The 12,995-nt window shown below is 68.7% G+C and carries 10 protein-coding genes; 3 read left to right on the top strand and 7 right to left on the bottom strand.

Annotated elements, in window-relative coordinates:
- Nucleotides 1–327, bottom strand: coding sequence for a DUF3649 domain-containing protein (locus AC5I49_RS02455; RefSeq protein WP_016452933.1), 327 nt, complete (start codon nt 325–327; stop codon nt 1–3).
- A gap of 713 nt (nt 328–1,040) precedes the next feature.
- Between AC5I49_RS02455 and AC5I49_RS02450 the strand changes: the two genes are divergently transcribed.
- Together AC5I49_RS02450 and AC5I49_RS02445 are read left to right on the top strand one after the other, a co-directional pair.
- Nucleotides 1,041–1,412 carry a hypothetical protein gene (locus AC5I49_RS02450; RefSeq protein ID WP_310039960.1) on the top strand — a complete coding sequence of 124 codons (372 nt, stop codon included), beginning with the start codon at nt 1,041–1,043 and terminating at the stop codon, nt 1,410–1,412.
- A gap of 3 nt (nt 1,413–1,415) precedes the next feature.
- Complete coding sequence (locus AC5I49_RS02445; RefSeq protein WP_034400160.1) at nt 1,416–1,673, top strand: hypothetical protein; 258 nt, start codon at nt 1,416–1,418, stop codon at nt 1,671–1,673.
- 128 nt (nt 1,674–1,801) lie between these two features.
- Here AC5I49_RS02445 and AC5I49_RS02440 read toward each other — a convergent pair whose 3' ends face one another.
- The 6 genes from AC5I49_RS02440 to AC5I49_RS02415 all read right to left on the bottom strand — a co-directional run bounded on the left by AC5I49_RS02440 (nt 1,802) and on the right by AC5I49_RS02415 (nt 10,131).
- Nucleotides 1,802–4,336 (bottom strand): TonB-dependent receptor, encoded by a 2,535-nt coding sequence (locus AC5I49_RS02440; protein WP_070080343.1) that lies wholly within the window; start codon nt 4,334–4,336, stop codon nt 1,802–1,804.
- Nucleotides 4,337–4,476: 140 nt separating this feature from the next.
- Complete coding sequence (locus AC5I49_RS02435; RefSeq protein ID WP_495788786.1) at nt 4,477–5,460, bottom strand: FecR domain-containing protein; 984 nt, start codon at nt 5,458–5,460, stop codon at nt 4,477–4,479.
- A gap of 5 nt (nt 5,461–5,465) precedes the next feature.
- Nucleotides 5,466–5,948: a sigma-70 family RNA polymerase sigma factor gene (locus AC5I49_RS02430; protein WP_016450750.1), complete on the bottom strand. Its 483-nt coding sequence runs from the start codon at nt 5,946–5,948 to the stop codon at nt 5,466–5,468.
- Between the two features lie 126 nt (nt 5,949–6,074).
- Nucleotides 6,075–8,537: a TonB-dependent siderophore receptor gene (locus AC5I49_RS02425; RefSeq protein ID WP_495788785.1), complete on the bottom strand. Its 2,463-nt coding sequence runs from the start codon at nt 8,535–8,537 to the stop codon at nt 6,075–6,077.
- Nucleotides 8,538–8,626: 89 nt separating this feature from the next.
- Complete coding sequence (locus tag AC5I49_RS02420; protein WP_495788784.1) at nt 8,627–9,640, bottom strand: FecR domain-containing protein; 1,014 nt, start codon at nt 9,638–9,640, stop codon at nt 8,627–8,629.
- Nucleotides 9,619–10,131: a sigma-70 family RNA polymerase sigma factor gene (locus tag AC5I49_RS02415; RefSeq protein WP_495788783.1), complete on the bottom strand. Its 513-nt coding sequence runs from the start codon at nt 10,129–10,131 to the stop codon at nt 9,619–9,621. The genes AC5I49_RS02420 and AC5I49_RS02415 overlap by 22 nt, the downstream gene beginning before the upstream one ends.
- A gap of 227 nt (nt 10,132–10,358) precedes the next feature.
- Here AC5I49_RS02415 and AC5I49_RS02410 point away from each other — a divergent pair, with 227 nt between their 5' ends.
- The gene (locus AC5I49_RS02410) at nt 10,359–12,947 is read left to right on the top strand and encodes a sensor domain-containing protein (RefSeq protein WP_017406813.1); all 2,589 of its coding nucleotides are present in this window, start codon (nt 10,359–10,361) and stop codon (nt 12,945–12,947) included.
- Nucleotides 12,948–12,995: the final 48 nt, after the last annotated feature.

Here is a 12,995-nt window from a genome sequence, read left to right as displayed (position 1 = left end):
TCAGCCTCCCGCGCCATTGCGCGCCAGCAGCAGCGCGGCGCCGCCCATCAGCGCCGCAGGCACCAGCAACCCCAGCCAGACCCGGCCCGCCGAAACCGGCGAGAACGCCCAGATCACCGCCAGCGCGTGCAGCGCAAAGCTCCACTGCATGCCGGCGATCACGGCATCGACACGCGCGCCGGGCAACGCAGCGGCCAGGAAGGCCGCCAGCGCGCTGGCCAGCGCATAGCCGCCGAAGACGGCGGCCAGCAGGCGGGACAGGACAAGCAGGCCCGGATGGGTGGGTTTGGCGGAATGGCCGGATTGGCCGGAATGGGAGAGGGACATGTAGTGGGTTGTTCAGAAAAGCGGCAATGCAAATGCCGAAAGCAATGGCCGTGACGGCCCTCCTGATACATGACAAACGAGATTGAAAAAAAGGCCAGCCGCAATGGACAGCGGCCTGGGTGGTTGCCGGCCTACGCCCGGTGTTGCTGTGCCCGCCCGCAGGCCGGCATGGGGCTGGCGCTCACCCTGCACGCGGAGTGCGGTGAAGGAGGCGGACAAATCCATGGGGCTGGATCATAACCGCGCAAAGAAGAATCATTCTCAATGAACGCAACGCATGCCGGGCTCTTTCAGCGGTCCCTGGGCCATTCCTGAAACGGCGAGATGGCAAGGTGCAACGGGCCGCAAAGCGACTTTGCGCACGCCGCACGCGCTATCATCCGCACCAGCCCCCTGTCACGGGGCCGGTGCTTCAAAACACCCATTAGTAAGCGGTGCTGCCTCCCCGAAAGCGAGGCCTTATCACGTCTGGATTCCGGGCTGTGGACGCTCGTCCACGCCCCTGCGGTTTCGGGCGGGATGGGGCTACCCGTAAGGGCGTCCGCACATCTTGCTGTGTGTTTTGAACATCCCGTCCACCTGTTTCGTGCTTCAAAACGCGGAGTCGGTGGTTTCAGTCTCAGTAAGGAGCACGGAAACATGACTGCCGTTTCTCTGGCACTCGCCTGCGCGCCCTCTTTTGGCGCCGCCCTTTCCACACGGAGGGCCCAGGCATGAACCCCGCCCAGCCCAAATCCGCCACGGACAGCCACAGCACCCGGCAGCTGTCCAATGCCCTCACCCAGGTGGACCATCTCGTGCAGCAAGGCTGTGCAGAGATCTCCTCCATCGCCCAGCTCGCCCTGGCATGGCTGGAGACGCCCAAGGGCCATCGCCACATGGACGTGGTGGCCCGAGCCCTGCAAAGCATCCGCGACAGCGCCGAGACGCTGGCCGACTACGCAGGGACCGAGGCCCAGGCCATGGGCTGCGGATTCGAAGACGCGGCCGAGATGCGCCGCGCCGAAGCGGCCGAGGCAGCCGCCAAAGCCATGGCGCACCTTCTCGAATGCCGCACCCATGAGCCGGTGCGCCCGCAGGGCTGAGGCATGGCCATGGACAAGGACACCCTCAGGACACAACCCCCCAGCCTGCACCAGTTGACCAGCGCCATCACCGAGATCCACGGCAGCGTGCAGGAAAACTGCACCGAGATCTCGGCCCTGGCGCAACTGGCCCTGGCGGCAGTGCATGCACCGCAGGAGCACCACAGCCAGCAGGCCCTGGCCCATGCGCTGCGTGCCATCCGCGACAGCGCCGACCTGCTGGCCGGCCATGTGAAGGTGGAGGCCCGGCGCGTGGTGTAGCCCCCATCCGCCGCCTACCCGGCGATGAATCTGCAAGGGCTGCTGGCTCCGAATTGGGCGCCAGCAGCCTGCACCGCCGTGCCCGGATGCTGCCGCGCCAACTCCACCCCATCCTCACAGAGACAGGTTCACCACTTGTAGTTCAACACCGCCATGGCCTGGCGCGGCGTGCCGAACTGACCCTGGCCGTCGATGTTGACGTAGTACTTCTTGTTGAAGAGGTTGTTCAGGTTCAGCTGCAGCGAAAGCCTGGGGCTGAAGGCGTAGCGCGCCATGAGGCTGGCGGTGGCGAAGGATTTCTGCTCGAAGACCAGGTCATTGCCCGCCACGAAGACGCTGGCGCGGGTGCGGCTTTGCCATTGCAGGCCGCCGCCCACGGTGAGCTGATTCCATCCACCGGGCAGGCGGTAGGAAGTGAACAGCTGGGCCTGGGTCTTGGGCGCCCAGGCGTTGATGGACAGGCCCTGGGCGTCACGCGCGACGGTGTGGGCAATGCCGGCCGACAGGTTCCAGCCCGTGGCCAGCTCGCCCGAGACCTGGGCCTCGAAGCCCTTGCTGGTCACGCCCTTGGCGCCGTAGTAGGCGAAGTCGGTGGTGCCGGGCACGACCTGGCCTTCGTCCAGCTGGGCCACGTTGTCCTGCTGGATGCGGAAGACGGACAGCGAGCTGTTGAGCCTGCCGTTGAGGTGCTCGCCCTTGATGCCGATCTCGAAGCTCTTGCCTGCCACGGGGTCCAGGTAGCTGCCGCCGCGGTCGCGGTAGTTCTGGGGCTGGAAGATGTCGGTGTAGCTGGCATAGGCCGAGAAGCCTTCGCTCAGGTCCAGCACCAGGCCTGCGTAGGGGATGAAGACGTTGTGGTCGCGCACCTCGCTGAGGCTGCGCACCTTCCAGCTGCTCTGGCGCCCGCCCACGATGAGCTTGACCGGATCGGCCAGCGACAGGCGCAGCGCGCCGTACAGCGCGTCCTGGCGCGTGTGGTCCAGGCTGCTGGTGGTCAGCGGCCCCCAGGTGGGCTCGGCATAGGAGCCGTCCCATTGGTAGTAGTTGCCCACGTCCTGCAGGGGGCTGGTGCGCGCATGGCCGGCCTTGTGCTCGCGGGCACGGCTGCTGGTCAGGCCCACCACGGCCTCATGGCGGCGCCCGCCCAGTTCCCAGCCGCCCGTCACCTGCAGGTCGGCGCTGTTTTGCTGGAAGCTGTATTCGGAGTAGTTGGGCAGGGCCGCCATGCCCAGGCCGGTGGTGATGTCGGGCTGGCGCATGAGGTACAGCAGCTTGGCGTCGTAGGCGCTGTCGCGGTGCACGAAGTTGGCCTTGAGCTTCCAGTCGTTGCCGAAGCGGTGCTGCAGGTTGGCGAAGATGCTTTTGTTGGTGCTGTTCCAGCGCGTCCAGTTGGCGGCCGTGGTCTTGGAGGTGCTCCAGTCGGCCGGCATGCCGTTCATGAAGACCAGCGGCAGACCGCCCCAGGTCGAGCCGGTGGGCCGGTTGGCCTGGTAGTCGGCGCCCACGCTGAGCGTGGTGTCGGGCGTGAGGTCGGCATCGATCACGCCGTAGAAGACCTGCTTGCGCGCGTGGTAGAGATCCACATGGGAGTCGCGCTCTTCGGCCATGCCGGCGACGCGTGCGCGGATGCGGCCGTCCTGCGTCAGCGGCATGGACAGGTCCACCGTGCCGCGATGGTGGTTCCACGAGCCCACGCTGGCCGAGGCCGAGCCCGTGAACACCTTGCTGTTGGCGTGCTTGCGCACCATGTTGATGGAGGCCGACGGATTGCCCGCGCCCGTGAGCAGCCCCGTGGCGCCGCGCACCACTTCGACGCGGTCATAGATGGTGGTGTCGTTGCCCGATTCGCCGTAGAACGACAGGCCGATGGAGGTGGGCACGCCGTCGTACTGCAGGTTGTCCACGTAGAAGCCGCGCGAGTAGAAGTCCGATCGGTCGCTGTCCGAGCTGACGACATGGATGCCGGTGACGCTGCGCATGGCGTCGTTGAGCGAGAGCAGGCCCTGGTCCTCGATCTGCTGGCGCGTGAGCACGCTGACGGACTGCGGCGTGTCGCGCAGCGACAGGCTCAGGCCCGTGGCCGCCGCCGTGGCCGGCGTGGTGTAGGAGCCCGAGCCTTCGGTGGTGGGGCTGGCCTGGGCCGAGGCCGTGACCAGCACGGTCCTGAGTGTCTGGGAGGACGGCGCGCCTGCCGCACCCGCAGCACCCGCCGCGCCGGAGGTGGCCGGCACCACGGGCATCTCGCGCAAGGTGTAGCCGCCACCGGCCGAGCGCACGGCCGCCAGCGGCGTGCCCAGCAAGGCGCGGTCCAGCGCCTGCTCCACGGTGAAGCGCCCGCTCACACCGCCGCTGCGCAAGCCTTCGGTGACGGCCGAGCCGAAGGTGACCAGCACGCCGGCCTCGCGCCCGAGCTGGTTGAGCACGCTTTCGAGCGGGCCGGCAGCAATGTCGTACTGGCGTTGCTGCGAAGCACCGGCAGCCGGCTGCGCCCAGGCCTGTGCCGGAGCCAGGGCGCCTGCGGCAGCCAGCCCCGCCAGCGTGCCCGCGCACAGCACCTGCAGCGCCAGCGCCACGGGCCGCAACGCCGGGGCCGCCTGGGATGGGCGGACAGTGGGGGCGGCAGTCTGCCGCATGGAGTTCTGGCGCATGGTCTGAGGGCGCATGGAAAGGCCTTGTTGCAATGGTTGTAGAGAAGCGTTGGCGCACGCTGCGGTGCGCTCCTGTCTCTGTTGACAGCCATCGCCGGCAAATCAGCTCAAATTTTTTCAGGAAAGTGCGAAGGCCTTCATGCCGGCCGTGCCGCTCATGCCTTGCCCGCCCCGGCAGGCCGCACCATCACCCAGTAGCGCGAGAAGGAGTGGATTTCCACGGGCAGCGAGGAAGTCAGCGCGGCCAGCACGCGGTCGGTGTCGGCCAGCGGATAGGCGCCGGAGACGTGCAGGCCGGCCACGGCCGGGTCGCAGCCCAGTCGCCCGCGCCGGTAGCGGCCCAGCTCGGCCAGGAAATCCTCCAGCCGCATGCGCGAGGCCACCAGCATGCCTTCGGCCCAGGCGCTGGCCGCCGTGTCCAGCGCGCCGGAGTGCACGGCCTGCTGGGCCGTGAACGTGCCCTGCTCTCCCGCATTGATGCGCTGCGCGGCATGCGGGGCATGCGCGGGCCGCAGTTGCACGGCGCCTTGCAGCACGCCCACTTCGATGCCGGGCTCGCGCTCGCGCACCGTGAAGCGCGTGCCCAGGGCCTGGACGGCGCCCATGGCGGTCTGCACGATGAAGGGCCGGTGCAGGCTGTCCGGCGCGGTCTGCACGAGGATTTCGCCACGCACCAGCTCCAGCACGCGCTCGGCCGCGCCGTAGCGCAGGTTGAGGGCGCTGCCGGTGTTGAGCACCACGCTGCCGCCATCGGGCAGCGGCAGCCGGCGCTGCTCGCCCACGGCCGCGACCTGATCGGCCGTCCAGCCGCGCCAGGCCTGCGAGCGCACGACGGCTGCGGAGCCTGCGCCCGAGACCAGCAGCACGGCCAGCGCCTGCACCGCACGGCGCCTGCCGGCCGAGCCGGGTGCGGCCAATGCGGCCCGCGCCAGCGGCATGGGGATGCCGGCCATCTGGCTGCCCATGGATTCGATGCGCTGCCAGGCGGCCTCATGCTCGGGGCTGGCCGCACGCCAGCGCTGCAGGCCATCGTGCTGCCGGGCCTGGGCCTGGCCGGAGTTCAGCTGCAGCCACCATTGCACGGCCTGGCGGGCCACTTCGGCAGAAATGGGGGAAGAAGCGGAAGGGAACGCCTGCATGCCGCCTACTCCGGGAAGAAGCAGCGCATGGCCGCCTTGGCCAGATGCCGCTTGACGGTGGAGATGGAGATGCCCAGCTCGGCCGCGATCTCGCCATGGCCGAGCCCTTCGAGCTGGGCCAGCAGGAAGGCCTGCTTGGCCAGCGCGGGCAGGCGGCCCAGGCGCCGGTCTATCTCCACCAGGGTCTCCAGCACCATGAGCCGGACCTCGGGCGGCGGCGCCACGGGCTCGGGCATGGCGGCCAGGGCATCGAGATAGGCCTGCTCGATGGCGCGGCGCCGCACCTGGTTGATCAGCAGGTTGCGCGCAATGGTGGTCAGGTAGGCGCGCGGCTCCTGGAGCTGGTCCAGCCCCTTGGCGCCCAGCACCTTGAGGAAGGTACTCTGCGCCAGATCGGCCGCGTCGAAGGCATTGCCCACCTTCTTGCGCAGCCAGCCCTGCAGCCAGCCGTGGTGGGCCAGGTACAGGGATTCGACATGGGCGGACAAGGAAGGCGATGGGCTGGACACGCGGCGACCCGAGATTGAGAATAATTCTCAATTATAGGCAACTGCGCCCCTCTTGCGGCCCTGCTCTGCCGCCTGCTGCTGCAGTCCGTTCCTCCTGGCCGCGTTTCAGAACTTGCCGCGCAGGGTGAGCGTCGCGCTGCGCGGTGCGCCGTAGACATTGCCCCAGGCCGGCGCGCCTATGGTCTGGTAGTAGGTCTTGTCGAACAGGTTGGCCACGCTCAGTGCCACGGACCAGTTGCGGTCGATGCGGTAGCCCAGGCGGGCAGACCACACGGCATAGGCTGGCTGCACGTCGGTGATGGCGCCCACCGCGCGCGAGCTGGCGGTCTGGAAGTTGACGCCGCCGCCCACGTTCCAGGCGCTCCATTCGCCCGGCAGGCGGTAGTCGCTCCAGACCCGCAGCATGTGCTTGGGCGTGTAGGTGCTGGCGAACTCCACGCCGGCATTGGAGGTGTTGTCCAGGTACTTGAAATGGCTGAAGGTGTAGCCGGCAAACAGCTGCCAGCCGCGCGCCACCTCGCCGCTGATCTCGGCATCCAGCCCCTGGCTGCGGACCTTGCCCACGGAGACATAGCAGTAGGTGCTGGCCGAGCAGGGGTTGACCAGGTCCTCTTCGGCGCGGTTCTTCTGGTCGATGCGGAACAGGGCCACGGCCGCGTTCACCCTGCCGTCCAGCAATTCGCCCTTCATGCCCACTTCCAGATTGCGCCCCTTGATGGGAGCCAGCAGGTCGCCGGCCGCCGTCACGGCGTTCTGGGCCTGGAAGATGTCGGAGTAGCTGGCATAGGCCGACCACTGGTCATTGAGCGCATAGACCAGGCCGCCATAGGGCGTGATGACGCCGCTTTCCTTGTACGGGTCGTTGTAGGCCTCGCCCGTGTTGCGGTAGTTGCTGCTGCCCGTGAAGCGGGTGATGCGGGCGCCGCCGATCAGGGTCAGCGCATCGGTGAGGCCCAGCCGCGCCACGCCGTAGGCGCCGGACTGGGTCATGCGGGTGCGGCTTTCATCGCCACGATAGCGGTTGGCCAGGAATTCCGCGCGGGACGGCTCGCGGATGGCGGCGCTCGGGTCGAACACGTTGTTGGGCAGGCCCATGCGGATCAGCGAATAGTCGCTGTCGTTGACCATGCGGCCCGTGTTGGCGCCAAAGCTCAGCGAATGCCGGCGGCCGAAGGCGTCGAATTTGCCGTCCACCGCCACGTCCAGGGTCTTGTTGTCGGTGGTGACATCGAACAGGCCGGCATACATCTCGTTGCCCGCCAGCGTGGCGGGATTGATGGCCCCCAGGGCAAAGGCGTACTTCATGTCGTGCTTTTCCCGGGTGTAGCCCGCCGTGGCCTTAACGGTCCAGTCCGCGTTGAAGCGGTGCTGCAACTCGGCAAACAGCGATGTCTGCTCGCTGTCCCAGCGGTTCCAGTCCGCGCCCAGGAAAGTGGAGCGCGGCAGCCGCAAGTCCGCCCCGTCGGCATAGCGCGGCAGGCCCTGGAAGAACGGCGTGGACCGCAGCCGCTCGTGGGTGGCGCCCACCGTCAGCCGGGTCTGGGAGCTGAGGTCGTACTCCAGCACGCCGTAGAGCACGCCGGTGCGGCTGCTGGCCACGTCGTAGAAATAGTCGCGGCTGTTGAGGCTGGCGACCACGCGCCCGCGCAGCGTGCCGGCCTCGTTGAGCGGGCCCGTGGCATCGATCTCGCTGCGCAGGTTGTTCCAGGAACCCACACTGGCCGATACCTCCAGCTGGCGCTCTGCCAGGGGGCGCTTGCGCACCATGTTGATGGCGGCGCTGGGCGAGCCCGCCCCCTGCAGCAGCCCCGTGGCACCTCGCACCACTTCCACGCGGTCCAGCGTGGCGGCGTTGCTGGTGAAGTTGTCGGCCTGCGGGTAGTAGAAGGCGCGGTTCACACCATCGAACTGGTAGGTATCCACGCGGAAGCCGCGCGAGTAGACATAGCGCCCGCCCATGGGGCTGTCGTACATGGTGATGCCCGTGGTGCTGGCCAGCACGTCGTCCACGGTGTGGAGGTTCTGGTCGTCCATGCGCTGGCGCGTGATCACGCTGATGGACTGGGGGATGTCCTTGATCGCCTGCTCGCCCTTGCCCACCGTGACCGCGCGGGCCGCGTAGCTGCCCGTGCCTTCGCTGGTGGCGCTGCGCTCGGCGCGGGCCGTCACCTGCACTTCGTTCAGGACCGTGGTGGAACCGGCAGCAGCGCCGGCCGGTGCGGCCTGCCTGCGCAGCGTGTAGCTGCCATCGCTGCGCGCCAACATGTCCAGCCCGCTGCCGGCCAGCAGGCGCTGCAGCGCCTGCTGCGGCGCGTAGTGGCCGGACAGGGCCGGGCTGGTCAGCCCTTCGGTCAGCGCAGGATCGAAGGACAGCGAAATACCCGCCGCCGTGGCCACGCCAGCCAGCGTGCGGCCCAGCGGCCCGGGCGCAATCTGGTAGGTCTGGGCTGCGGGGGCCGGTTCGGCCGCCTGCACGGCGCCTGCGGCCAATGCCATGCCCAGCAGGGCCAGTCGGGCGGCATGCGCCAGGGGATGGAAGACGGGATGCGGCATGGGTACGGCAGGCATGGAAATCGGTCCTTGGAGGCGGTGAAGAAAGAAGCTCTTTCCCCGTTGCCAGCCGAGATCCGAAAAGGTGTCACCCTGCCTCGATTTTTTTAGTTCCTGGCGACGACGGTGATCCAGTAGCCGCGCATGCGCGTCTGCACGTCGACGGGATAGGTGGAGGCCAGCATGGTCAGCGTCCGGTCCGTATCGCCCAGCGGGAAGGAGCCGGACACGCGCAGCGCGCGCACCTCTGGCGCGCACTGCAGCAGGCCGGGCCGGTAGCGCGACAGTTCGGCGCAGAACGCGGCCAGCGGCATGGCGTCGGCCATCAGCATGCCGTGGGTCCAGGCCGTGGCCTCGGGCTGCAGGGGCTGGGGCGCGGTCACCTCCCCCGCTCGCAATACCGTTTGCTGACCGGCTTGAACGACCAGCGCCGGGCTGGCGGCGCCGCGCAGCGTGACTTCCACGGCTCCCTCGGTCACGGCCAGGCGCACGGGGCCGCCGTCCGCCCTGCCCCCTTCTTGCCGCACGGTGAAGCGGGTGCCCAGGGCGCGCAGCCGGCCATGGGCGGTGTCCACGACAAAGGGGCGGCGTGGTGTGGCGGTATCTGCCGCCGTTTCTATGGAAATCGCGCCCTGGCGCAAGGTGAGCAGGCGCAGTGCGCCATCAAACCGGATTTCCACCGCGCTGGCCGTGTCCAGCAGGAGGCGGCTGCCATCGGCCAGATGCTCGGTGCGGCGCTCGCCGGTGGCGGTGCGCAGGTCGGCGCCCCAGCCGCGCTGGTCCGCCGCATACCAGGCTTGCCAGGCCAGCCAGCCTGCAGGCGCCACGGCCAGCAGCGCGGCCAGCCGGGCCACGGCGGCGCGGCGCTGGGCGCGGTGGCTTCGGGGCCGGTCCAGCGCCGGCATGGCCAGCGCTGCAGGCAGGCCGCCCAACTTGCCCAGCAGCCGCTCGGCGCGTTCCCAGGCCAGGGCATGCTGGGGGTCGGCCTGGCGCCAGCGTTCGCAGGCGGCGCGGTCGGCGTCGGTGGCGCCGCTGTCGTGCAGGCGCATCAGCCATTCGGCGGCCTCGTCGAGCACGCGCGCTTGCAGGGGCGTCTCCATCACGCCATTGCCACCAGGCATTGGCGAAACGCCTGGGCCATGTAGCGCTTGACGCTGGTGAGCGAGACCTCCAGCTGCTGCGCGATGTCCTCGTACTTCATGCCGTCCAGCTGGGACAGCAAAAACGTGCGCCGCACGATGGGCGGCAGCGCGTCCAGCATGGCGTCTATCTCGTGCAGGGTCTCCAGTACCAGGGCGCGTTGCTCGGGCGACGGCGCCACGGGCTCGGGCAAGGCGGCCAGGGCTTCGAGGTAGGCGCGCTCCAGCGCCTGGCGCTTGTACCAGTTGACGAGCACGCCCTTGGCCACCGTGGTCAGGTAGGCACGCGGCTCCTGCACACCGTCCAAGTCGCGCACGCCAAGGATGCGCACAAAGGTGTCCTGCGCCAGGTCGGCCGCATCCGCCCCGTTGCCCAACCTGCGGCGCAGCCAGCCCTGCAGCCAGCCATGGTGGGCGGCGTACAGGGAGGCGGCTTCTCGGTGCTGGGGGGTGGAGGCTGGGGCGGATGGCATGGTAGGACCCGATGGCTTGAAGGCGGGAGGCACCATCAAACAAGAATCATTCTCAACTTATTGTAACCAGCGGAATCACTTGCCTAAGAGTGCCATCAGGCGGACCATCCAAAGGCGAACAGTGGGAGCAAGTGCGACCAGAGTGGCTGACATCCAGCTGCTGCGCCGGATCGGTATCATTTAGAAACAATCAATCATCAGCTCAGCATCCATCAGGAGAGCGAACCATGTTCGAAACGCGGGTAGCAGGCACGGCAGGACAACAGGCGCTGTGGAGCACGCTGGACAAGGCCATGGCGCTGGCGGAATTCACGCCCGAAGGCCGGCTGATGCGCGCCAATGCCAACTACGAGGCCATCCTCGGCTATCCGGCCACGGGCGCTGAAGGTCTGCTTCACAGCGATCTGTGCACGCAGGCCCAGGCCGACCCGGCCGCCTACGGTCAGTGGCGCCAGCGCTGGGGCGCGGGCGAGACGGTTTCGCGCGTGGGAGAGCACCGGCGCCGCGACGGAAGCACGTGCTGGCTGGAGGCCACCTATGCGCCCGTGCTCGATGCGGCCGGCGCCCTCAGCCATGTGCTGTGCATTGCCACCGATGTCTCGGCCCGCATGCTGGCCGACCGCCGGCGGCAGGAGCACATGCGGCGCCTGTCCCTGGTGGCCGATGCCACCGATGCTGCCGTGGTGATCGCCGATGGCAACTGGACCATCAGCTATGTGAATGCGGGCTTCAGCCGCATGTTCGGCTGGACCAGCGAGGAAGTGGTGGGCCGTGCGCCCATCGCCCTGCTGGTGCCCCATGCCTCGCCCGAGTTCACGGCCGCCTACCGTGCCGAGCTGGACGCGGGCAAGCCCGTGTACCGCGAGGAGATCCTGGTGGGCAAGGACGGCGAGCGCTACTGGGTCAGCGCCCAGGCCAATCCCGTGATGGGGCCGGACGGGCGGCTGCAGACCACGGTGACGGTGATCACCGACATTACCGAAGCCAAGATGCATGAGGTGCTGCAGCGGCGCGCCCTGGAGGCCATGGCCCGCGACCAGCCGCTGACCGAGGTGCTGGACCTGGTGTGCCGCGAGGTCGAGCGCATTGCGCCCGATATCGCGGTCTCGGTGCTGGAAGTCGATGACCAGAACCGCCTGCATCCGCTGGCCGCGCCCAGCCTGCCGGCCTCCTATTCGGCGGCGCTGGACGGCGTGCCCATCGGCCCCAATGTCGGCTCCTGCGGCGCGGCGGCCTTTCACAACCGGCCCGTGCTGGTGGGCGACATCGCCACCGACCCGCTGTGGGCCGACTACAAGCACCTCATCCTGCCGCTGGGGTATACGGCCTGCTGGTCCACGCCCATCTGCGGGCTGCAGGGCGGCGTGGCCGGCACCTTTGCCTTCTACTACCGCCATTTCAACCGGCCCGGCCCCGATCCCTTCCACCAGCGGCTGGTGGAGGCCTGCACCGACCTGTGCGCGCTGGCGCTGGAGCGCGAGCAGGCACGCCGCCGCATCCGGCAGCTGGCCTTCTACGACGGGCTGACCACCCTGCCCAACCGCAGCCTGCTGCTGGCCCAGGCCGAGCAGGCGCTGTCCGTGGCTTCGCACGAGGGCCACGAGCTGGCCGTGGTCTTCATCGACCTGGACCGTTTCAAGCAGGTCAACGATTCGCTGGGCCACCCGGCCGGCGACCGGCTGCTGTGCAGCGTGGCCCAGCGCATCCAGGCGGAGCTGCGCACGGGCGACATTGCCGGACGGCTGTCGGGCGATGAATTCGTCATCGTGCTGCCACACTGTGGCGGTGCGCAGGCGGCCGAGGTGATAGAGCGGCTGCAGTCGGCACTTGGCGAGCCCTGCATGATCGACGACGTATCCCTGGCCAGCACGGCCAGTTGCGGCATTGCCGTGTTTCCCGCCGACGGGCGCGACATGGAGACCCTGCTGCACCGCGCCGACATGGCCATGTACCAGGCCAAATCGGGCGGGCGCGGGCTCTACAGCTTCTTCAGCCCCGAGATGAACCGCCTGGCGCAGGAGCGGCTGGTGCTGGAGACGGCGCTGCGCGACGCCCTGCGCAGCGGCGGCCTGCGCCTGCACTACCAGCCCCAGCTCGACCTGAAGGACGGGCGCCTCTACGGCGTGGAGGCCCTGGCGCGCTGGAGCCATGCGGAATTCGGCGAGATCTCGCCCGCACGCTTCATTCCGCTGGCCGAGGAATGCGGCCTGATCGGCGAGCTGGGCACCTGGGCACTGCGCGAGGCCTGCCGCCAGCTGGGCGAGTGGCGCAGCCGGGGCATCGACGTGCCGGCCATGTCGGTCAACCTCTCGCCCACCAGCTTTCACAACCTGGACCTGCCGCGCATGATTGCCGACACGCTGGAGCACAACGCGCTCAAGCCGCAGGACCTCACGCTGGAGATCACCGAAAGCCTGCTGCTGGACACCAACCCGGGCACCATGCGCACGCTGCAGGCCGTGCATTCCCAGGGCGTGCGCCTGTCCATGGACGACTTCGGCACGGGCTACTCCAGCCTCAGCTACCTGCGGCGCCTGCCGGTCAGCGAACTCAAGCTGGACCGCAGCTTCGTCGCCGACCTGGAGCACGACGAGGCCGCACAGGCGCTGAGCAACGCCATCCTGGGCATAGGCCGCAGCCTGCACCTGACCGTGGTGGCCGAGGGCGTGGAGACGGCAGCGCAGAACACCATCCTGCGCGAACAGGGCTATCCGGTGGCACAGGGCTATCTGTTCTCTCGCCCGCTGCCGGCCGCTGATCTGGAGCGGTGGCTGCAGGCATTGAGCGCGCAGGCCGGCCTGACGACGGACGTGTGAGCGGACCAGGCCATGCGCGCGGAGACCTTGGCCGGCAAAAGTAACAAT

Source organism: Delftia sp. (assembly GCF_059499305.1).
Note: the sequence above shows the minus strand (reverse complement) of the source record. Positions and strands in the feature narration are given on the sequence as shown.